Source organism: Pseudomonas sp. JAI120 (assembly GCF_014207255.1).
Taxonomy (GTDB): Bacteria; Pseudomonadota; Gammaproteobacteria; order Pseudomonadales; family Pseudomonadaceae; genus Aquipseudomonas.
This window is the reverse complement of sequence record NZ_JACHCZ010000001.1, coordinates 178,253-199,791: the sequence shown is the minus strand read 5'-3', so window position 1 is coordinate 199,791 and position 21,539 is coordinate 178,253. Positions and strand designations below refer to the sequence as shown.

Genomic DNA, 21,539 nt, shown 5'->3' with positions numbered 1-21,539 from the left:
ATGCAGACCACCTTGAGCGAAGACGCCCGCCGACTGCCTCGCGCTGAAGAAGCCGAAAACATCCTGCGCAGTTGCGTGCACTGCGGTTTTTGCAATGCCACCTGCCCGACCTATCAACTGCTGGGCGATGAACTGGATGGTCCGAGGGGGCGCATCTACCTGATCAAGCAAGTGCTCGAAGGCAATGAAGTCACGCGCAAGACCCAGGAGCACCTGGACCGTTGCCTGTCCTGCCGTAACTGCGAAAGCACCTGCCCCTCAGGCGTCGAATATCACAACTTGCTCGACATCGGCCGGGCGGTGGTCGACGCGGCAGTGCAACGCCCGCTCAGTCAACGCTTGCTGCGCGAAGGGTTACGCAGCGTCGTTCCCAATCCCGCGCTATTCAACGTGCTGATCGGCAGTGGCCAGCTATTTCGGGCGTTGTTGCCCAACACCTTGCAGGCCAAGTTGCCTCGCCGCGCCTACCCGGTCAAACCGCGCCCGGCCCCACACCACGCCCGCCAGGTATTGATGCTTGAGGGCTGCGTGCAGCCGAGTCTGTCCCCCAATACCAACGCCGCCACGGCGCGGGTGCTGGATCGACTGGGGATCAGCGTCATATCGACCCATGAGGCAGGCTGCTGCGGTGCCGTGGACTATCACCTCGACGCTCAGGCGGCCGGCCTTGAGCGTGCGCGGCGCAACATCGATGCATGGTGGCCGAGCATTGAAAGCGGTGCCGAGGCCATTGTGCAAACCGCCAGCGGCTGCGGTGCCTTTATCAAGGATTATGGCCACCTGCTCAGCACCGACCCGGCGTATGCCGACAAGGCGAAAAGGGTCAGTGCCCTGGCCAGGGACTTGGTTGAAGTGCTGCGCGGCGAGCCGCTGGATAAGCTCGGCGTACACAGCGACCAGCGCCTGGCGTTCCACTGCCCCTGCACGTTGCAGCACGCGCAAAAACTCGGCGGTGCCGTTGAAGCCATGCTGACAAGCCTGGGATTCAACCTGACCGCTGTTCCCGACAGCCACCTGTGCTGCGGCTCGGCGGGCACCTACTCGCTGACCCAGCCCGAATTGTCGCGACAACTGCGCGATAACAAGCTCACTGCGTTGGAAAGCGGCCACCCCGACGTCATCGCCACCGCCAATATTGGCTGCCAGTCCCACCTCGACGGAGCGGGGCGCACCCCGGTCAGGCACTGGATCGAACTGGTCGAGGCCGCGTTGCCCTCACCCAGTACTGGAGAATCCCCATGAAAACCAAAGCTCTACTGAGCCAGACCGAAGTCAGCCAAATCCTTGCGGCTGCACGCACCGAAGCCCACAGCAATCAATGGGCCGTGACCATCGTCATTGTCGATGACGGCGGCCATCCCCTGGCCCTTGAACGCCTCGACGGCTGCGCGCCGGTCAGTGCCTACATCGCCACCGAAAAGGCCCGCACCTCGGCACTGGGCCGGCGTGAGTCCAAAGGGTATGAAGAGATGGTCAATGGCGGGCGCTACGCCTTTTTGTCAGCGCCCTTGTTGACCTCCCTCGAAGGCGGTGTGCCGATCATCGTCGACGGCCAGGTCATCGGCGCCGTCGGTGTGTCCGGGGTCAAGTCTGGCCAGGATGCACAGGTGGCCAAAGCCGGGGCGCAATGCCTGAGCTGAACCGGACCCTTGTGGCGAGCGGGCTTGCCCCGCGTTGGGGTTCAGACGGATCGCCGACCTTGATGTAGTTGTCGATGCGGCTGCGGATCTGCAACGTCGCGCCGGCCAATTGCGACAGGTCGATTTCGATACTGTCGGTGTCGCCGTTGGTGTCGGTGCGAAAGGCCAGGGTCGTGGCGCCCTTGCGCCATACGGTTTGCTCCGGGTGATCGAGGCCCAAGGCGCGAAAACCGTTGATGACCGCTCCCGTCACGCGCATTTCTCCGGTCCAGTAGGCGCCGCGAAAACGGTCCTTGATGCGTGCGCCGCCCAGGCGCAACCGGACGGCCCGAGGATCGCGACGAATTCACTCGGCCTGGCCGTCATCCGTGCCGACCTGGCCATTCGTGCGCAAACGGCCGATACCAGCCTGGCCAGCACCCTGCACGTCAAACGCGGCACCGCGCTGCTGGTGATGGAGCGCAGCTCTTACTTTGCCGACGGGCGCTGCTGCGACCGCACCACCTTCTTTATCCGCCCGGAACGCTATGCGTTTGTGCTCAGCGGCGTGTTCAAATCCGGCCCTGCCAAATAGAGGTCCGCACACGTCGCTTGAAGGGATCGGAAGATACGCGGCGGTGGGTTTCCTAGCGATAACCCCGCGCCTGAACGTCGAACAGCTCGGCATACCGTCCACCCGCAGCCATCAGCTGGCTATGGCTGCCCTCCTCCAGAATCTGCCCGCGTTCCAACACAATAATGTGATCCGCACTGCGCACACTGGAAAACCGGTGGGAAATCAACAGAGTCATGCGGCCCTTGGCATGCTCGCGAAAGTGCTCGAACACCGCCGCCTCAGCCCCGGCATCCAGCGCGGCGGTGGGTTCATCGAGGATCAGCAGATCGGCATCCTGACGCATGTACGCCCGCGACAAGGCGACTTTCTGCCACTGCCCACCGGACAGTTCCTGACCTCCGAACCAGCGTCCCAGCTGGGTTGAATAGGTATGGCTCAGGCGCTCGATAAAATCGGCCGCCACGCCTTGAGTGGCAGCGCTGCGCCAGCGTACCTGGTCGTCCAGGGCGTCGACGTCACCCACCCCCAGGTTTTCGCCGACGGTCATCTGGTAGCGGATGTAGTCCTGGAAAATAACGCCGATACGCTGGCGCAGGGTGTGTTCGTCCCACTCCTGCAGGTCGCTGCCATCCAGCAGGATGCGGCCTTCATCCGGGGCATACAGACGGGTCAGCAGTTTGATCAGGCTGGTTTTGCCGGAGCCATTTTCACCCACCAGCGCCAGGCTTTTCCCCGGTGCCAGGTGCAGGTTGATATTGCGCAGCGCGGCAGATTCAGCACCTGGGTAGGTGAAACTCACCTGTTCGCAGCGCAGGCCATCGCCAGGGCGCGCCCCTTGGGTGAGTCGGCCGCGCGGCGTGATTACGGGGGTTTCAAGGTATTCATACAGGTCCGAGAGAAACAGGCTGTCGTCGTACAGCCCGGCAATGGCGCTGAGGCTGGCGGTGATTGCGGCTTGCCCCTGCTTGAACAGCACGATGTACATGGTCATCTGGCCCAGGCTCGTCTGGCCACGCACGGTGTCGAGTACCACCCAGGCGTAGGCCAGGTAAAACGCTGCGGTGCCCAGCAGGCCCAATGTGAAGCCCCAGGCGTCACGGCGCAGCGTCAGTTGGCGGTCCTCCGTATACAAACGCTGGGCGTTGTCGCGATAGCGCTGGAGGAACAGCGGTGCCAGGCCAAACAGCTTGACCTCCTTGGCATGGGACTCGTGGGAGAGCAAGGATTCCAGGTAGTTCTGCTGACGCGTCTCCGGTGCACGGCGGTGGAACAAGCGGAACGCATTGCCGGAAAAATGCGTCTCGGCGAAGAACACCGGCAACGCACCGACCACCAGAATCAACAGGGCCCACGGCGAAAAGTGCACCAACAGGACAGCAAAGCTGACCAGCGAAATGAGGTTCTGCACCAACCCCAGTCCTTTCGTCACCAGGCTCAGCGGGCGCGTCGAAGCACCCTGGCGCACACGCACCAACTTGTCGTAGAACTCAGCGTCTTCAAATTGCAGCAGCGAAAGGGTCTGGGCTTTCTCCAGGACCATCAGGTTGACCTTCACGCCCAGCTTCACCCGCAGCAGCGACTGCTGCATCGACAGCGCCCGTTGCGCCGCCGCCAACAACGCCAGCACACCGGCCTCGGCCAGCACGTAGCGCATCACCGGCCACACGGGTGCCTGGCTGCCGGCCGCATGAACCTGCATGGCGTGGACCACGCCATCAACAATGCGCTGTCCAATCCAGGCGGCCAGTGCGGGCAGCAGTCCGGCGACAATCGTTGCCAGCAACAGCCCCGTGAACAGTGGCCGTGAGGTTTCCCACACCAGTCCCAGTGCCCTGCGCGCCTGGATCGAAAACGCGCTCAATCGATTGAACAGCACCATGAATGGCACGGACTCCTTGAGGGTTGTGAAAGCGGGCCGGACTGCCGAGAGCCATGGATACGGGCGGGCTCTGCGCCACTCGCTCCCGGATCCAGGCGCGCCCCCGGATTATGACAGGCCGTGACACCAGAACCATGAGTATTCATGGATGTTCTTCCCAGGCGCATTGCCGCCAGTGGTTGGCGTGACGTCTTTTCACTCGATGGCGGTTGGGCGCCCGACCTTACGTCACGTCCTGACGCCCCGCGCGGCCCAGCGACCAGCCAAAATTCATGCCCGCCGCCGCCAGCAGGATCGCGCCTGCGCCCATCACTTGCAGGGTGCTGAGGGGATGGGCGAAGGCTACCCAGTCGACCAGGATAGCGACAATCGGATAGATGAACGACAGTGCCCCGACCAGTGCCGTGGGGATTTTCTGGATGGCGCTGTACAGCAGGGTCGACATCAGCCCGGTATGGACCACCCCGATAATGATCAGGTAAGTCCAGGCGCCCTTGAGCGTTTCGCCCCCAGTGAAGTCCACGAACGGTGCCAGCACCAGCACGCCGACCACCATCTGGATCAGCACGATCAGGTGCGCGGGAAAATCCTTGAGACGCTTGGTGATCGCCGCCGCCACGGCATAGAAAAAGGCCGAAGCCAGGGCCAGGCAGACGCCCAGCACGTAGTCGGCGCCGGTGGCCTGCCCATGGCCCTTGGCGGACACGATCAGCATCAGCCCGGCGAAGGCCAACAGCAGCCAGCCGACCTTGGCGACACTGAGGCGTTCGGCAAAAAACAGCGCACCCAGGCCGACCAGCATGAACGGCTGAACGTGGTAGACCACCGTGGCAATGGCGATAGAGGCATGTGTGTAGGCACCGAACAGCAGCACCCAGTTGAGGATCAGCGCCACCCCGCCCAGGCACACCAGAATGAATGGCCGGGCAGCGATCCGCGCGCTGCGCAGCCCCCCAGGCACCAGGTACGCGACCAGCATCGCCATGGCGCCGAACAGGCAACGCCAGAACACCACCGCCTCCGGGCTCTGCCCCGACATGACGACGAACCAGCCGACTGTGCCGGAGATGGCCATGGCCAAGGTCATTTCGAGCGTCCCACGGGTTTTCGACTTCATCACTTATGGCTTCCTTGCTATCGACATCACCCTGGCCCAAGCCACCGTTCGCGGGGAAATAGGCTGGCAAATACAACTTTATAATGAACTAATGGCCGATATACTGAACATACCCCCCAAGAGCGTCAACCTATTCAAGGATGGTTTATAAAACAAATGACCGATATAACGAACAACCTGCCGGGAAATAATCCGAGTCGAATCGATCTGCTGGCGCTGTCAATCAAGCGCGAGCGCCTGGCCGCCGGGCTTTCCTTGACCGAGCTGGCGAAGCGCGCCGGGGTAGCGAAGTCGACCTTGTCTCAATTGGAGTCGGGCATCGGTAACCCCAGCATCGAAACCTTGTGGTCGCTGGCGATGGCCATGGGCTTGCAAGTCACCCGGTTCTTCGAACAGCCCCGGCAGGCCCTGCGGGTGATTCGCGCTAACGAGGGCATGACCGCCTATGCCGAGACGGCCCATTACGCAGCGACACTGCTTGCCGATTGCCCGGCCGGCGTACAGCGCGATATCTACCGACTCAAGGTGCAGCCCGGCGAAGTTCGTCTGTCTCAGCCTCACCCGCAGGGCACCGTAGAGCATGTGGTGCTGTGCAGTGGCAGTGCACGTATCGGCCCGGCGAGTGGCCCGGTGTTGCTCAACGCCGGCGACTACATCAGCTACTTGGCGAATGTGCCTCATGTGTTCGAGGCACTTGAGGCGGACACCACGGCGGTGATGATGATCGAGCATTCCTGAGGTGGGAGCACCTTGACGCCTGTCAAATCCGTAGCTGCCGAGCCCCGGCGAGGCTGCGTCGGTCGCGACTCGGGCTTGAATCGGCAGGGGGATCGCTAGCAACTTAACCCTTTCATCTCGTCAATTTTATCGAGCAGGACGCCAATAACCCCCGCCTTTTTTTGGGGCCCCGTCAGTTGCGCGTCAAGAGCGTGTGAGGCGCAACACCAAACGCCTTGCGAAACGCGTGGCTGAAGTGGGAGAAATCGGAAAAACCGAAGTCCAGTGCGGCTTGGGAAACGCTGCGCACCTGGCCGCACTCGATGGCCGCGCGACTGGCATTCAGCCGTTCTTTCCAGATCTCTGCGACCGGGCTTTTCTGATGACGGGCGAATGCACGGGTCACCGTTCGGGTGGACACGTGGTGGGCTTGGGCGATCAGCTCGATCGACAGTTCTCGCTCGCTCAAGTGGTGCTGGATATAGGTCATTATCCGCGCATAAAGATCCAGCTCCTGATGAGTCGTCTTCAGGTCCTGGAGTTCCAGGCTGATCACGAGCAGGTCGATTATCGTGTTGGAGTAACGATTGCAAATGCCTCCATCCTCCAGAAGCACGGGAGTGTTCGCCATCTGGCGCAGCATCTCGCGCAACGGCACCACGCCGGGGCGGCGGTCATCCAGCACCATTGCGGTGCATTCCGCCACACGCGGCAACCGCTCAGTCAGTAACTGCCGAGGGATGCGCATCAAGTGGTTTTCGCTCCCCCCCAGGCTGAATCGGAACGGTCGGGTTGCGTCATAAAGGAACAAATTACCGGCCCCCAGTGTGGCCTTGCGCCCCTCTTGCTCAATTTCGCCATACCCATTGAGGGTGAAGCCCAGCCACAGGTCTTCTGCGGGGCCACTGCGTAAATGCCGCTCGGAACGGACCCAATGATGCAGCGGGGACGACAGCCTGGAGACATCCAGCGCCCCCACACCGGAGACCTGGAGCGTTCCGTTGAAATCGCTCTGGGTCGAGGGTTTGCTGTCAGCCATAAGACAATGGCGACACACCACTTCTTTCCAGTAATCGAAGCGACGCGGTTGCGAAACGGCAAGGGTGGAATATTGATTGTTCTGAGCCATGGCACTCACCTTAATGCAACGACTTGAAGCAGCGACACGCTGCCGGTCGATCCTGGGAAGCAAAATTCAGACCACGCCCAGCCCCCTTTATCGCTCCTGAGCCCTGGCATCCGGCACCTGTCTTTTCCAACCAAACGGTTGTCCTGGCGAACAAAGCGAGGCGGTTCGCACATGCCTGACTATGACCTCACGGCCTGTCCAGCCCGCTACGCCTGAACCTGAAAAAAAACAAGGAGCCGCCCATGGAATCTGCGATCGACAAACACCTTAGATGCCCACGGACGTTGTCCCGCCGTGTGCCCGAGGACTACCAGCCGCCCTTCCCTATGTGGGTCGGCCGCGCCGACGAACACTTGAAGCAAGTGGTGATGGCCTACCTGGGCGTGCAGTTTCGCGGTGAGGCGCAGCGTGCGCGCGCCCTTAAGGCCATGCGCGACATCGTCGGCAGCTTCAGCCTGCCCGACGGCCCGCAGACCCATGATCTGACCCACCACACGGACAACAGTGGCTACGACAACCTGATGATCGTCGGCTACTGGAAGGACGCGGCGGCCTATTGCCGCTGGTTGCGATCACCGCCCGTCAATGACTGGTGGGCATCGCCGGATCGCCTGAACGACGGCCTGGGTTATTTTCGCGAAATCACCGCGCCGCGTGCCGAGCAATTCGAAACCCTCTACGCCTTCCAGAAGCAGTTGCCGGGGGTGGGCGCGATCATGGACACGACCAGCGGCGAGATCGAAGAGCACGGTTACTGGGGCTCGATGCGCGATCGTTTCCCGGCGTCCCAGACGGACTGGATGAGCCCCACGGGCGAACTGAAGGTGGTGCTGGGCGACCCGGCCAAAGGTGGCCGCGTCATCGTCATGGGCCATGACAACATCGCGCTGATACGCTCCGGCCAGGATTGGGCTGACGCCGAGGCTGACGAGCGTTCACTGTACCTCGACGAAATCCTGCCGACGTTGCAGGACGGCATGGATTTCCTGCGCGATAACGGGGCGCCCCTGGGCTGCTACAGCAATCGATTCGTACGCAACATCGACCTCGACGGCAACTTCCTCGACATGAGCTACAACATCGGCCACTGGCGTTCGGTCGAGAAACTGGAACGCTGGGCGGAATCCCATCCCACCCACCTGCGCATTTTCGTCACCTTCTTCCGCGTGGCGGCCGGTCTGGTGAAGTTGCGGCTGTACCACGAAGTGTCGGTCTCGGACGCCAAGAGCCAGCTGTTCGAGTACATCAACTGCCACCCGCAGACCGGCATGTTGCGTGATGCAGGTGTCGCGCAAAGCTGACACCCGGCACCGCGCCCTTCGTCCCGATTATTTTTTGGCCCTCGTCTCTAGCGCATGAGGTCGGGGCCACTTTTTGGCAGGTATTTGACCATGAAGTCTCGTCGAGTCGTGCTTGGAATGCTGCCGTTTGTCAAAAGCCAAGCCCTTGAAGTGGCACCGGGCTGAGCTGTCCTGTTCAGCCAAACGAGTGTCCTGTTCAACCAAGCCGCCGTGGCAAAACAGGCCTAATTTGTTCTCCATTGCCACCCGGAATGATCCGACCCCGAAGGTGCAGGAAGTGTTTGAACAGCCTCACGCCTTCCCACCGACCACCGATGAAATCAAGGAAAATCATGGCCATTATTCGCCCCACGCTTGATCAACTGCAGGACCTCGCCACCCAGTTGCACATGCAACTGACGCCTGAACAGGCAGCGCAGTATCTGGACCTGATGCAACCGAGTTTCGATGCCTACGACCTGGTCGACGAACTGCCTGATTTCGTTCCGCCCATACGCTACGAACGCAGTTCGGGCTATCGTCCCTCGGACAAGGAAAACCCGCTGAACGCCTGGTACTGCCGGGCTGAAGTGAACGGGGCCCGTGAGGGCCTGCTGGCCGGCAAAACCGTCGCGTTGAAAGACAACATTTCCCTGGCGGGTGTGCCGATGATGAACGGCGCGGCGCCGCTGGCCGGTTTCGTACCGTCATTCGACGCCACCGTGGTCACACGTCTGCTGGATGCCGGGGTGACGATCCTGGGCAAGGCCACCTGTGAGCATTACTGTTTGTCCGGCGGCAGCCACACTTCTGATCCGGCCCCCGTGCACAACCCCCATCGTCACGGTTACGCCGCCGGCGGTTCTTCCTCGGGCAGTGCGGCGTTGGTCGCAGCCGGAGAGGTGGACATGGCCGTTGGCGGTGATCAAGGCGGGTCCATCCGAATCCCGTCGTCCTTCTGCGGCACCTACGGCATGAAGCCGACCCACGGCCTGGTGCCCTACTCCGGGGTCATGGCGATTGAAGCCACGATCGATCATGTCGGCCCCATCACCGCCAACGTACGCGACAACGCGCTGATGCTGCAAGCCATGGCCGGCGCGGATGGGCTTGATCCACGCCAGGCCTCGCCGCAGGTCGATGACTATCAGAGCTACCTGGCGAGGGGTGTGCGCGGGCTCAGGATCGGCGTATTGCAAGAGGGGTTTGCGCTTGCCAACCAGGATCCTCGCGTCGCCGAGAAAGTGCGTGACGCCATCGCCCGTCTCGAGGCGTTGGGCGCGCATGTCGAGCCGGTGTCCGTTCCCGAGCACAACCTGGCAGGGTCGTTGTGGCACCCCATCGGCTGCGAAGGGTTGACCATGCAGATGATGCATGGCAACGGCGCGGGCTTTAACTGGAAAGGCCTCTACGATGTCGGCCTGCTGGACAAACAGGCCGGCTGGCGCGAACAGGCCGACCAATTATCCGCGTCGCTCAAGCTGTGCATGTTCGTCGGTCAATACGGACTCACCCACTACAACGGGCGTTATTACGCCAAAGCGCAAAACCTCGCGCGCTTTGCCCGACAGGGCTATGACAAGGCACTCCAGACCTACGACCTGCTGGTGATGCCGACCACGCCGATCATCGCCCAACCCCACCCACCGGCCGATTGCTCGATCACTGAGTACGTGGCGCGCGCACTGGAAATGATCGGCAACACCGCGCCACAGGACATCACCGGGCATCCCGCCATGTCGATTCCGTGCGGGCGGGTAGACGGCCTGCCCGTCGGGCTGATGCTCGTCGCCAAACACTATGCCGAAGGCACCCTTTACCAGGCTGCGGCGGCGTTTGAAGCATCCGTGGACTGGCGCACGCTCTGAGCCGTCTACGGGCGTCGCCGGCGCCCGAAGAACAATAAGAAATCCAATGACTTTACCCCCGTGTTGACTGATAGGAATAACCCCATGAGTACAGCTACTTCAACGCCCGGCGAAAGAGCCTGGGCATTGTTTCAAGTCCTCAAGAGCAAGGAACTCATCCCGGAGGGCTATGTCGAGCAGCTCACGCAATTGATGGAGCACGGCTGGAGCCCCGAGAACGGCGCCCGTGTGGTGGCCAAGGCATGGGTCGATCCGCACTTCCGGGCACTGTTGCTCAAGGACGGCACCGCTGCGTGCGCCCAGTTCGGCTACACCGGCCCCCAGGGCGAATACATCGTCGCCCTGGAGGATACGCCGACGGTGAAGAACGTCATTGTCTGCAGCCTGTGCTCCTGCACCAACTGGCCGGTCCTCGGCCTGCCACCGGAGTGGTACAAGGGTTTCGAGTTTCGCGCACGCCTGGTCCGGGAGGGGCGTACGGTACTGCGCGAACTGGGAACGGAGTTGCCGCGGGACATGGTGGTCAAGGTCTGGGATACCAGCGCCGAAAGCCGCTACCTGGTCGTGCCGGTCAGGCCTGAAGGCTCAGAACACATGAGCGAAGAGCAGCTTCGAACGCTGGTGACCAAAGACGTGCTGATTGGCGTCGCCCTGCCCCGCGTGGGCTGAAAACAACACCTCATCATCGTTCACTCCCGGAGTTTTGATTATGGATGGCTTTCACGATCTCGGCGGTTTCCAAGGCTTTGGAAAAGTCCCCCACACCATCAATAGCCTGAGCTACAAACAGGTGTTCAAGCAGGACTGGGAGCATCTGGCCTACAGCTTGATGTTCATCGGTGCCGACCACTTGAAAAAGTTCAGCGTGGACGAAGTGCGTCACGCCGTCGAACGCCTGGACGTGCGCCAGCATGTCGGCACCCAGTACTACGAACGCTACGTCATCGCGACCGCCACCCTGCTGGTCGAAACCGGCGTGATCACCCAGGCTGAGCTTGATCAGGCCTTGGGCTCCCACTTCAAGCTGGCGAATCCCGCCCATGCCGAGGGCCGCGCGGCGATCACGGGGCGGCCGCCCTTCGAGGTGGGAGATCGGGTGGTCGTGCGAGACGAATATGTGGCCGGACACATCCGCATGCCCGCCTACGTGCGCGGCAAGGAAGGCGTGGTCCTGCACCGGACGTCAGAGAAATGGCCGTTCCCGGACGCGATTGGCCATGGCGATGTAAGCGCCGCCCATCAACCCACCTACCACGTCGAGTTTGCCGTGAAAGACTTGTGGGGGGATGCGGCCGATGAGGGTTTTGTGGTGGTCGACCTGTTCGAAAGCTACCTGGACAAGGCCGCCGGCGCGGGCGCGGTGAACGCATGACAGACGGCGCCCAGGCAAGTCGACTGCCGGTGACGGTCCTTTCGGGCTTCCTCGGCGCCGGCAAAACCACCCTGCTCAACCATATCCTGCGCAATCGCGAAGGCCTGCGCGTGGCCGTCATCGTCAATGACATGAGCGAAGTCAATATCGATGCCGAAGAGGTGCAGCGCGATGTCGCGCTGCACCGGGGTCGCGATGAGCTGATCGAGATGAGCAACGGTTGCATCTGCTGCACCCTGCGCGCTGACTTGCTCGAGCAGATCAGTATGCTCGCACGCCAGCAGCGTTTCGATTACCTGCTGATTGAATCCACGGGGATCTCCGAGCCGATGCCGGTCGCGGAGACGTTCGCCTTCCTTGACGCTGAGGGCTTCAGCCTCAGCGAACTGGCGCGGTTGGATACCTTGGTAACGGTGGTCGATGGCAGTCGTTTCCAGGAACTGCTCGAATCACCGGACACCGTTGACCGCGACGACGCAACACCGGACGCGCCCAAGCGCCATCTGGCCGATCTGCTGATCGAACAGGTGGAGTACGCCAACGTTATTCTCGTCAACAAGCTGGACCTGATCGATGCGGCGCACTACCAGGCCGTGCAGGCGATCCTCACGGGCCTCAACCCGACTGCGCGGATCCTGCCGATGGCCCACGGCAACGTGCCGTTAGCCAGCCTCCTTGGCACCCATCTGTTTGATTTACCCAGCCTCGCGGCGTCGCCGGGCTGGATGCGGAAAATGGAAGTGGCAGACGCGGCGGTCTCCGAGTCAGACACCTATGGCGTAACGTCCTGGGTGTACCGTGAGCGCGCACCGTTCCACCCGCAACGTTTGCTCGACTTTCTCGAGCGGCCCTGGTGCAACGGGCGGTTGCTGCGCAGTAAAGGTTACTTCTGGATTGCCAGCCGCCACCTGGAAACCGGCCTGTTGGTGCAAAGCGGCAAGCGGTTCCAGTGGGACTATGTCGGGCGCTGGTGGAACTTCATCGAGCCGTCGCAATGGCCCCAGGATGAATATCGGCTGCAGAGCCTCATGGCCAAATGGGACAGCGTGGTCGGCGACTGCCGGCAGGAGTTGGTGTTTATCGGCCAGGGGCTCGACACCGACGCGTTACAGCGCGAGCTCGACACCTGCCTGCTGAGTGCGCGGGAAATCGCCGCCGGCCCCCTGGCCTGGCAGGCACTGCCAGGGGCGACAGCCTTTGACCAACGGGCCCTTGTCCGCATACCCACACAGCCCATGGCGATCGACCCCATTTGATCCGAGATAGAGGTGGCCCATGCTCTTTTTCAGCCGAACCAACCGCTGGGTATTGGCTCCGCTTGCCGACAGACTGGATGAGCCTGACCAGGCGAGTACACCGCTGTCGTCGAGCAACCCGTTATTGCGACGCATCCTGGCGGGCGTCGAGACATTGCTGCAAGAGCGGCGAGCACTGAAAGCACAGACACACGCGCTGGCATTGGAAGCCGCCCAATTGGCCGAGCACCTGGCCCGCCGCGACGCGCTTCTGCAGGAACGGGAGGCTAGCTGGGCGCTTATCGCTCAAGGCGCAGGTGAACTGTTTTGGGAACTGGAACCGACAGGTGTTGCTGCACCCGCGCCGGAGTGGGCCATGAGGTGGACAGGGTCCGCGTCGATCCCGACCCAAGGTATTGATCTACTTGGCCGCTGGAACGAGCAACTGCACGCGACGGACCGGCAACGCCATCTTGACGCGCTTGCCCGGCACCTGGCTGATCGCAGCGGGCGAACCCCCTTTACGCTGGACGTACGCATGGCCCTTGCATCAGACGGTGACTATCGCTGGTGCAGGATCAGCGGAGTCGCGCGCCGCGATGCGCAAGGCGTACCGGTCGCCATCGGCGGAAACCTGCGTGACATTCATGAACAGCGCCTGCACGAAGAGTCACTCGAACTGGCGGCCACACGCTTCGAGATTTCCCGTGAAATGCTCCATGACGGGCTCTGGGACATTGAGGTGGTGGCGGGTGATCCGGCGAACCCGAAAAACACCATCTGGTGGTCTTCGCAAATGCGGCGACTGCTGGGTTACACCACGGTTGAGGAATTTCCCAATACATTGGAAAGCTGGACCTCACGCCTCCATCCAGACGACAGCGCGCGGGCAATCGCGGCGTTTGTCGCCCACGTCGAAGACCACAGCGGAAAAACACCCTTTGATGTCGATTATCGGCTCAAGCACAGCAGTGGCAATTACCGCTGGTTTCGCGGCCGTGGGCAAACGCGCCGCGCAGAGGACGGTTCCCCGCAAAGAGTGGTGGGCGCCATCACCGATATCCATGCCCACCATGAAGAAAACACCCTGCGTGAGGCTCAGGAACACCAGCACCGAGTGATGCAGGAGACCCTGCGCAAGCTGACGCACATTGTCGCCACCATCCAGGGCATCGCCAGCCAGACCAACCTGTTGGCATTGAACGCTGCCATTGAGGCCGCCCGCGCTGGCGAAGCCGGACGCGGGTTCGCGGTGGTCGCCGATGAAGTTCGCAAGCTGGCGACCCGCACCAGCCAGGCGACCCAGCAAGCGGCCGACATGATGGACAGCTAGCCCCCCTCAGCGACGCGTCGTCGTTCAATGGGCAAGTCGTGGGCAACGCAACTATTGGCAGTACACACCCAACAATAAGAACCAGGTATCGTTATGCGTGATTATCAAGCTGTGGCCACATCCTTCAATTACCAGCAGACCGCCGAGCGGGCTTTGCACGGCGACCTCACTGCCCTGAACGCCTGCGTCGAATGCTGCGACCGACACGCCCACGACGACGCCGTGGCGTTGTATTGCGAAGCGCAGGATGGCAGCGCCACGCAATACACATTCAGCCAGTTGCAGGCCAGCGCTGCACGCTTCGGTCATTTTTTGCGCGAGCAAGGGGTAAAACCGGGCGACCGCGTTGCCGGCCTGATGCCACGCACGGTTGAACTGCTGATTGCCATCTTGGGGACCTGGCGGGTGGGCGCGGTCTATCAGCCGCTCTTCACCGCATTTGGTCCCAAGGCGATCGAGCAACGATTGGGCTGCTCCAACGCGCGCTGGATCGTAACGGATCCCCAAAACCGTCCCAAGCTGGATGAGATTGCCAACTGCCCAAGCGTCGTCATCACCGGCGACTGCCCGCAAAACCCAAGCGATTACCCGTTCTGGAGCACCCTGGACTGCCAGGGCGCAGAATGCGAACCGGTGCTGCTGGACGCCGACGCGCCGTTCCTGCTCATGTGCACATCGGGTACCACGGGGCCGGCCAAGCCGCTGGAAGTGCCGTTGCGCGCCATGCTGGCCTTCAAGGGCTATATGCGCGATTCGATTGGCCTGCGTGAGGACGACCGCTTCTGGAACCTGGCCGATCCCGGCTGGGCCTATGGCCTGTATTACGCAGTGACCGGCCCGCTGGCGTGTGGTCATGCCACGCTGTTCTACAACGGCCCTTTCACGGTGGAGAGCACGTGCCGAGTCCTTGCCAAGTACGCAATCACCCATCTGGCCGGCTCACCCACGGCTTATCGCCTGTTGATTGCCGAAGGCGCAGCGTTCGCCGGCGCCGTGCGCGGCCGCCTGCGTGCCGTCAGCAGTGCCGGCGAGCCGCTCAACCCACACGTGATCCGTTGGTTTGCCGAGCAACTCGGCGTGACCATTCACGACCATTACGGCCAGACGGAAATCGGCATGGTGTTGTGCAATCACCATGGTTTGCGTCACCCGGTCCGTGAGGGCTCGGCGGGTTATGCGGTGCCCGGTTACCGCATCGTCGTGCTGGATGAGGCGCATCGGGAATTGCCGGCGGGTCAGCCGGGCGTCCTGGCGGTGGATCGCGAGCGCTCGCCCCTTTGCTGGTTCGACGGCTACCTGGGTATGCCCACTCGGGCCTTTGTGGGCCGCTATTACCTCAGCGGCGACAGTGTGGAACTGAATGACGACGGCAGTATCAGCTTCGTTGGCCGCAACGATGATGTGATCACCACGTCCGGCTACCGCGTCGGGCCGTTCGACGTCGAGAGCGCGCTGATCGAACACCCGGCGGTGATCGAAGCGGCGGTGATCGGCAAGCCCGACCCGCAGCGCACCGAGCTGATCAAAGCCTTTGTCGTACTCGGCAGCCAGTATCAGCCGAGTGCCGAGCTGGCCGAAGTACTGCGCCTGCATGTGCGGGAACGCCTGGCCGCGCATGCTTATCCCCGGGAAGTGGAGTTCGTCGACCAGCTCCCCAAGACCCCCAGTGGCAAGTTACAGCGCTTCATTCTGCGCAATCAGGAAATTGCCCGGCAGCAGGCGCTCGATGCATGAAAGCGTGGCCGTTATGCCCAGGCTGAACAGTCAGCGGCGCTGATGCATGGATTGCAGAATGGCCGCCGAGATCTGCTCAAGGGGCAACTCACGCTCCACGGCACCCAGCTTGAACGCCTCCTTGGGCATGCCATACACCACACAGGACTCTTCATCCTGGCCCAGGGTGCGGGCACCGTTGTCGTGCATTTCCTTCAGGCCCCGGGCGCCATCGTCGCCCATCCCCGTCATGATGATCCCCAACGCGTTACTGCCGGCACTGCGGGCAACCGAACGAAACAGCACATCAACCGAAGGTCGATGGCGGCTGACCGGCGGACCGTCGACAATTTCCACCTGGTATTGGGCGCCGCTGCGCTTGAGCACCATATGTCGGCCACCGGGGGCAATCAGCGCGCAACCGGGGATAACCCGGTCACCGTTCTTCGCCTCCCTGACCTCGATCTCGCACAGTCGATTGAGGCGCTCGGCAAACGCAGCGGTGAAGTGTTCGGGCATGTGCTGCACGATCACGATTCCCGGGCAAACCCTGGGCAAGGCGGTCAACACCAACTCCAGGGCTTGGGTGCCGCCCGTGGACGTACCAATGGCGACAATGTTCTCGGTGGTGCGCGCCATCGCCTGGGTACCCGCGGGCAATATGACGTCGGCCGTCAGCCTTGCCGGTACCCGTTCACTGGACGGCACCATACGCTTCATGTTGGCCCGCGCAGCGGCCTTGACGGCGCCCGCCAATTCATCAGAACTGTCGGTCAGAAACTGACGCAGGTTGAGTTGTGGCTTGGTCACAATACTGACCGCGCCGGCCGCCAGGGCCTGCATGGTCGTGGCCGCGCCCTTTTCGGTCAGCGTGGAGCAGATGACCACGGGCGTGGGGCGTTCGGCCATCAACTTCTTCAGGAACGTAATGCCATCCATCCGTGGCATCTCGACGTCCAACACAATCACATCCGGCCATTGCTTGTTCATCTTGTCCATGGCAAACACCGGGTCTGCCGCCGCGCCGATCACCTCAATAGCGGGGTCTTGCCCCAGGGTCGCCGTCAGCACCTGACGCACAACGGCGGAATCATCAATGATCAGCACTTTGATAAGGCTCATGTCGCACGCTCTCCATGAGGGCTGCTAGGGGTTCGCAAGGCCAGGTAGTTGAGTTCTATTTCGCCGCTGGTGAGATCGAACACAATGGTCCGATAACCCACGCCTTCCACATGAAAGTGTTGACACTGCAAATGATGCAGATCGAGCAGGCGCATGGCCTGCTCGACATTGCGCTGGCCGACGTAATCGTTGTCCGAGCGCACAAACCCAGGAAACATGTTCCCGCCGCCAAATACGCTGATCCTGAACTCAGCAGGCCGGGCCTTGATCGACTGTATTCGAGCGAGCAACAATTCAAACGCCTCATTGCCGTAGCGACCATCCAGGACGCCGGGTTTGGCCACGGCGCGCTGTGGCAGCAGGTAGTGACACATGCCCCCCAGCAAGCGCCGGGGATGCCAGAACACCAAGGCAACACACGACCCCAGCACCGTACGTAGGTGAATCGCACCCGAGCCGAAAAACCAATCGCCAGGATTCAGGAACACCTCGTTGGACGGTCGGCTGTCAGGCATGTGGCCTCCGGTAGATGGAAGGCTTGACCAGTCGCAGCTGGTCGGTAATGCCGTTGAGGCTCTCCGAATGGCTGACCAGAAAGTACCCGCCCGGCTTCAAGTGGCTGATCAGTCGCTTGACCACTTGCACTTTGGTGTCGTTGTCAAAATAGATCATCACGTTGCGCAGGAAGATCACATCAAACATCCCCAGTTTCGGCAGCGGGTTGTTCAGATTGATCGACTGGAAATTGATCTTTGCCGCCAGCGCCGGGTCGACCATGAAACAACCGTGGTTGGCTCCCACGCCCTTGAGGCAATACTTGTTCAGCAGCGCCTCAGGGATGCCACGTGTGCCGTCGAGGGGATAACGCCCAAGGCGGGCTTTGTCCAACACCCGGCTGCTAATGTCCGATGCGACAATCTCCCAGGGCCGGCCGGCGAGGTTGTCAGCCAGGACCATCGCCAGGGTATAGGGTTCTTCACCGGTCGAGCACGCGCCACTCCATATGCGCAACGGTCCGCTGCCACGCAGTTCGGGCAACGCTACATCACGCAGGAAATCAAAATGCTTGGGCTCACGAAAAAAGTAGGTTTCGTTGGTCGTCAGCAGATCCACCGCCACCTGCAACTCCGCGCTGTCCTTCATCAACACCCTGTAGTAAGCGCCGTAAGTGTTGAGCGTGAGCACCTGCAAGCGCTTGGCCAGGCGAGTGCTCACCAACTGTTTTTTGGCATCGGACAGGCTGATGCCCGCGATTTGGTAAATGAGGTCACGAAACTGCGCGAACTCGGCGTCAGAAAGGATCACGTTCATAAGGACATTCCCACAGCACACTCAGGCGATCGAAGGTAGCGAAGACTCAAGGTTGGACAGCGCATCGACCTGTTCCAGGGACAACACGCGACCGATGTCCAGTAACAGCACAAAACCGCTTTCCAGCTTGCCGATACCCAGTAAAAAATCGGCCCTCACATCGGTACCGAAATTCAACGAAGGCTCTATATCCTGATCGGCGATCTCCAGTACCTCGCTGACCGCATCGACGATGATGCCCACCGGTTTGCGCTGGGCATTGGCCTGTACCTCGATGATCACAAAGCAGGTCCTTGGGGTCTGCACCGTGCGTTCGCCGCGAAAGCGCACCCCCAGGTCGAGCACGGGGACCGCCGCGCCACGCAGATTAATCACCCCGCGTATGCTGGGAGGCAGCAACGGCACGCTGGTGATCGGCCCGTATTCGATGATTTCCCGGACGTTGAGCGTGCCCACGGCAAACATCTCCTCCCCCAGCACAAAGGTTAGGTACTGGCTCGGGCTCGATACTGTGGCATTGCCTGGACTGTCGATGGGTAGGGCCATGATTCACCTCGGATCAAATACTTTCCAGTCACGCCCGCAGGCGCTGGTGTGCTCGTCAAACAGACATCAGGCCGGCCATCTCATCGACACACAGCACATGCTCGATCTGCAGGAGCGTGACGAACTCGCCTCGCACCTTGGTCATCCCCCGGATGAAGTCGGTGCGAATATGATTGCCGAACGCCGGTGCGGGCTTGATATCAATGTCGAGTATCTCGATGACTTCGCTGACCGAATCCACCACCACCCCCAGGACCTGGGATTCGCCCTCCTTCGCGGCCTCAAGGATGACGATGCAGGTCCGACTGCCCAGTTCCGTCGTCCCCTTGTCAAAGCGTGCCTTGAGGTCCACGACCGGCACCACTGAGCCGCGCAGATTGATGACCCCCCGCAGGAATGCCGGCATCATCGGTACGGTGGTCACCTGGTTGTATTCGATGATTTCACGAACACTCAGGGTATTGACCGCGTACATCTCCTGAGCCGCCAGGAAGGTCAGGTACTGCAACGGTTCATCCACTGGCGGCGCAGGTTCGACAGCGCCCTGCCTGACCGCTGAGGTGCCCATGGGTCAACTCCCAAAGCGGACGAAACCGCCGTCCAAGGAGCGACTGTCATGGTCCTGCGTGGACATCGCGCGGCTGATCTGGGGCGTCGAGACATTGCGTCCGGCACGTTTGCTTTGCACGGTGAAAAACCCCATGAGTTCCTGCAGCTGCTCGGCCTGGCCACTCATTTCCTCGGCCGTCGCCGCCAGCTCCTCGGAGGCCGACGCGTTTTGCTGGGTCAGTTGGCTCATCTGCGACATTGCGCTGTTGATTTGCTCGGAACCGATGGATTGCTCTTCCGACGCAGCCGCAATTTCCTGCACCAGGTCGGAGGTCTTGGCAATCGAAGGCACTATCTCGTCCAGCAAGTTGCCCGCCCGCTCGGCCAAGGCCACGCTGTTCTTGGCCACTTCACTGATTTCCTGTGCGGCGATCTGGCTGCGCTCCGCCAGTTTGCGCACTTCGGCCGCGACCACCGCGAAGCCTTTGCCGTGCTCGCCGGCCCGTGCCGCTTCGATCGCTGCGTTGAGCGCCAGCAAGTTGGTCTGGTAGGCGATGGAATCGACGATGCCGATTTTTTCGGCGATGGTTTTCATCGCTGCCACGGTGTCCTTCACGGCACGACCGCCTTCCGACGCTTCCTTGTTGGCTTTACCCGCCATGCCGTCGGTGACCTTGGCATTTTCGGTGTTCTGGGAAATGGACGCCGACATTTGCTCCATCGACGACGAGGTCTGTTCGACCGATGCCGCTTGCTCGGAAGCCGACTGAGCCATGCTTTGGGCGGTGGCGGAGATCTCTTCCGAGGCACTCGACAGCGAGTCCGCTGACCCGCGCACTTCGCCGATGATTTCCGAGAGTTTTTCCACCGTGTCGTTGACCGAGTTCTTCAGCTCGAGGAACTTGCCCTGGTAGTCACCGGTAATGGTGCGAGTCAGGTCGCCACCGGACATCGCCGACAACACGTCCATGGCCTCGGTAATCGGTACGATGATTGCGTCCAGAGAACCATTGATCCCGACGATGATGCGGCGGAAATCCCCCTGGTGCCGGGCCACGTCAGGCCGGGTGTCCAGCTTGCCGATCAGCGCACTGTCACTGATCTGGCTGGTGTCCTCGACAAGGGCCAGGATATTGGCGCGCAGTTGCTCGATGTTTTCGTTGATAAAGGCCTTTTTGCCGGGGAACTGCTCCAGCGGAGCGGACAAATCACCCTCGCCGAACGCGCGAATACAGGCCATGGCTTTTTTCTTCACGCTGATATGGCCGTTGACCATCTCATTGATACCCTGGCCGATATCACGGTACGAGCCCGCGAACCGCTCGACGTCAATCATGACGTCAATGTCACCTTTTTCATGCTCGCTGGACATGTGCTGCATTTCATTGATCAGCGCCAGGATGTTGGTGCGCAGCAGCTCGATGTTTTCGTTGATAAAGGCCTTTTTGCCGGGGAATTGTTCCAGGGGTGCAGACAGATCACCGTTACCAAAGGAGCGTATGCAGGCCATGGCTTTTTTCTTCACCGCGATGTGGCCGTTGACCATATCGTTGATGCCCTGGGCCATGGAGCGGTAACTGCCATGAAAGCGGCCGGCATCGATCTGTGCGTCGATCTCGCCCTTGTCGTGTTCACTGGACATACGGTCCATCTCCACGATCAACGCGTGCAGGTTCGCGCCCAACTGCTGCATGCTCGCCATCAGGCTGGTGGTGTCGCCCTGCTTGAGCGTCGCCTTGGCATTCAGCTCGCCAGCCGATAGACGTGCCGCATAGGCTTGCACCACGGTCGGTTCGGCACCGAGCCGGCGCATCAGGTTACGCCCGAGCAAGGTGCCGACCAGGATGGTTGCGAACAGAGTCAGGCCGCTCACCAACAGGATGATGTAGCGCGCATTCTTCTCGATGGCGGTGGCTTGCAATTGGCCTTTTCGCCCCAGCTCCAGGTTGTATTCGCGCAGCTCACTGATCGCTGAAATCACCGTGGTCTGCAACGGTTGGCTCGTCTCAATCAATGTACGGGCCGAGGCTTGATCACCGTTGTCGATAAGCTTGTCGAAACGCGCCTGCAAGGCAGCGAACTCAGCCAAGTGACCACGCAGTTGTTTCAACAGCGACGCGTCATGCTCGTCGGAGGTCAACTCGGCCTGATAGCGATCCAGGGCTTTGCCAA

At 61.4% G+C, this 21,539-nt stretch carries 17 protein-coding genes and 6 pseudogenes; 12 read left to right on the top strand and 11 right to left on the bottom strand.

Going from position 1 to position 21,539, the window contains the following annotated elements; genetic code table 11:
• On the top strand, window positions 1-1,242 hold the full coding sequence (gene glcF / locus HDC32_RS01020) for a glycolate oxidase subunit GlcF (protein WP_184742128.1): 1,242 nt from the start codon (window positions 1-3) through the stop codon (window positions 1,240-1,242).
• Entirely contained in the window at window positions 1,239-1,640 is a 402-nt protein-coding gene (locus tag HDC32_RS01015; RefSeq protein ID WP_184742127.1) for a heme-binding protein, read from the top strand. Before glcF ends, HDC32_RS01015 begins: the two co-directional genes overlap by 4 nt.
• Window positions 1,641-1,674: 34 nt before the next feature.
• Here HDC32_RS01015 and HDC32_RS32200 read toward each other — a convergent pair.
• A pseudogene (locus tag HDC32_RS32200) lies at window positions 1,675-1,965 on the bottom strand (hypothetical protein); the annotation flags it as partial.
• A gap of 27 nt (window positions 1,966-1,992) precedes the next feature.
• Here HDC32_RS32200 and HDC32_RS01010 point away from each other — a divergent pair.
• A pseudogene (locus tag HDC32_RS01010) lies at window positions 1,993-2,214 on the top strand (UTRA domain-containing protein); the annotation flags it as partial.
• Between the two features lie 52 nt (window positions 2,215-2,266).
• Here the strand turns inward: HDC32_RS01010 and HDC32_RS01005 are convergent.
• Window positions 2,267-4,075 carry an ABC transporter ATP-binding protein gene (locus HDC32_RS01005; RefSeq protein ID WP_184742126.1) on the bottom strand — a complete coding sequence of 603 codons (1,809 nt, stop codon included), beginning with the start codon at window positions 4,073-4,075 and terminating at the stop codon, window positions 2,267-2,269.
• 223 nt (window positions 4,076-4,298) lie between these two features.
• Window positions 4,299-5,192 (bottom strand): DMT family transporter, encoded by an 894-nt coding sequence (locus HDC32_RS01000; protein WP_184742125.1) that lies wholly within the window; start codon window positions 5,190-5,192, stop codon window positions 4,299-4,301.
• Window positions 5,193-5,348: 156 nt separating this feature from the next.
• Here HDC32_RS01000 and HDC32_RS00995 point away from each other — a divergent pair, with 156 nt between their 5' ends.
• Window positions 5,349-5,930, top strand: coding sequence for a helix-turn-helix domain-containing protein (locus HDC32_RS00995; RefSeq protein WP_184742124.1), 582 nt, complete (start codon window positions 5,349-5,351; stop codon window positions 5,928-5,930).
• Between the two features lie 172 nt (window positions 5,931-6,102).
• On the opposite strand, the gene HDC32_RS00990 is transcribed toward HDC32_RS00995, so the two are convergent.
• Window positions 6,103-7,038: a helix-turn-helix domain-containing protein gene (locus tag HDC32_RS00990; protein WP_131696429.1), complete on the bottom strand. Its 936-nt coding sequence runs from the start codon at window positions 7,036-7,038 to the stop codon at window positions 6,103-6,105.
• Window positions 7,039-7,280: 242 nt separating this feature from the next.
• On the opposite strand from HDC32_RS00990, the gene HDC32_RS00985 reads away from it, so the two are divergent.
• The 8 genes and pseudogenes from HDC32_RS00985 (at window position 7,281) to HDC32_RS00955 (ending at window position 15,860) form a co-directional block, all read left to right on the top strand.
• Window positions 7,281-8,339, top strand: coding sequence for a phenylacetaldoxime dehydratase family protein (locus HDC32_RS00985; RefSeq protein ID WP_167655305.1), 1,059 nt, complete (start codon window positions 7,281-7,283; stop codon window positions 8,337-8,339).
• A 332-nt stretch (window positions 8,340-8,671) separates the two neighbouring features.
• A complete protein-coding gene (locus tag HDC32_RS00980) occupies window positions 8,672-10,186 on the top strand; it encodes an amidase (protein ID WP_167655304.1) in 1,515 nt (504 codons plus the stop codon).
• 84 nt (window positions 10,187-10,270) lie between these two features.
• The gene (gene nthA, locus HDC32_RS00975; protein ID WP_184742123.1) at window positions 10,271-10,855 is read left to right on the top strand and encodes a nitrile hydratase subunit alpha; all 585 of its coding nucleotides are present in this window, start codon (window positions 10,271-10,273) and stop codon (window positions 10,853-10,855) included.
• Window positions 10,856-10,895: 40 nt separating this feature from the next.
• The gene (nthB, locus tag HDC32_RS00970) at window positions 10,896-11,558 is read left to right on the top strand and encodes a nitrile hydratase subunit beta (RefSeq protein WP_184742122.1); all 663 of its coding nucleotides are present in this window, start codon (window positions 10,896-10,898) and stop codon (window positions 11,556-11,558) included.
• On the top strand, window positions 11,555-12,814 hold the full coding sequence (locus HDC32_RS00965; protein WP_131696434.1) for a GTP-binding protein: 1,260 nt from the start codon (window positions 11,555-11,557) through the stop codon (window positions 12,812-12,814). Before nthB ends, HDC32_RS00965 begins: the two co-directional genes overlap by 4 nt.
• A 19-nt stretch (window positions 12,815-12,833) precedes the next feature.
• A pseudogene (locus HDC32_RS32195) lies at window positions 12,834-13,847 on the top strand (PAS domain-containing protein); the annotation flags it as partial.
• Window positions 13,833-14,102, top strand: a pseudogene (locus tag HDC32_RS32320) (methyl-accepting chemotaxis protein); the annotation flags it as partial. The pseudogenes HDC32_RS32195 and HDC32_RS32320, both read left to right, overlap by 15 nt.
• A 117-nt stretch (window positions 14,103-14,219) precedes the next feature.
• Window positions 14,220-15,860, top strand: coding sequence for an AMP-binding protein (locus HDC32_RS00955; RefSeq protein ID WP_184742121.1), 1,641 nt, complete (start codon window positions 14,220-14,222; stop codon window positions 15,858-15,860).
• A gap of 30 nt (window positions 15,861-15,890) precedes the next feature.
• On the opposite strand, the gene HDC32_RS00950 is transcribed toward HDC32_RS00955, so the two are convergent.
• The 7 genes and pseudogenes from HDC32_RS00950 to HDC32_RS31920 all read right to left on the bottom strand — a co-directional run.
• Window positions 15,891-16,961 carry a chemotaxis response regulator protein-glutamate methylesterase gene (locus HDC32_RS00950; RefSeq protein ID WP_131696437.1) on the bottom strand — a complete coding sequence of 357 codons (1,071 nt, stop codon included), beginning with the start codon at window positions 16,959-16,961 and terminating at the stop codon, window positions 15,891-15,893.
• Window positions 16,958-17,476: a chemotaxis protein CheD gene (locus HDC32_RS00945; RefSeq protein WP_131696438.1), complete on the bottom strand. Its 519-nt coding sequence runs from the start codon at window positions 17,474-17,476 to the stop codon at window positions 16,958-16,960. Before HDC32_RS00945 ends, HDC32_RS00950 begins: the two co-directional genes overlap by 4 nt.
• On the bottom strand, window positions 17,469-18,272 hold the full coding sequence (locus tag HDC32_RS00940) for a protein-glutamate O-methyltransferase CheR (protein ID WP_131696439.1): 804 nt from the start codon (window positions 18,270-18,272) through the stop codon (window positions 17,469-17,471). Before HDC32_RS00940 ends, HDC32_RS00945 begins: the two co-directional genes overlap by 8 nt.
• A gap of 21 nt (window positions 18,273-18,293) precedes the next feature.
• Window positions 18,294-18,818 carry a chemotaxis protein CheW gene (locus tag HDC32_RS00935; RefSeq protein WP_131696440.1) on the bottom strand — a complete coding sequence of 175 codons (525 nt, stop codon included), beginning with the start codon at window positions 18,816-18,818 and terminating at the stop codon, window positions 18,294-18,296.
• Between the two features lie 55 nt (window positions 18,819-18,873).
• Window positions 18,874-19,386: a chemotaxis protein CheW gene (locus HDC32_RS00930; RefSeq protein ID WP_131696441.1), complete on the bottom strand. Its 513-nt coding sequence runs from the start codon at window positions 19,384-19,386 to the stop codon at window positions 18,874-18,876.
• Window positions 19,387-19,389: 3 nt separating this feature from the next.
• Window positions 19,390-19,968: pseudogene (locus tag HDC32_RS31925) on the bottom strand (methyl-accepting chemotaxis protein); the annotation flags it as partial.
• Between the two features lie 321 nt (window positions 19,969-20,289).
• A pseudogene (locus HDC32_RS31920) lies at window positions 20,290-20,913 on the bottom strand (methyl-accepting chemotaxis protein); the annotation flags it as partial.
• Window positions 20,914-21,539 lie beyond the last annotated feature (626 nt).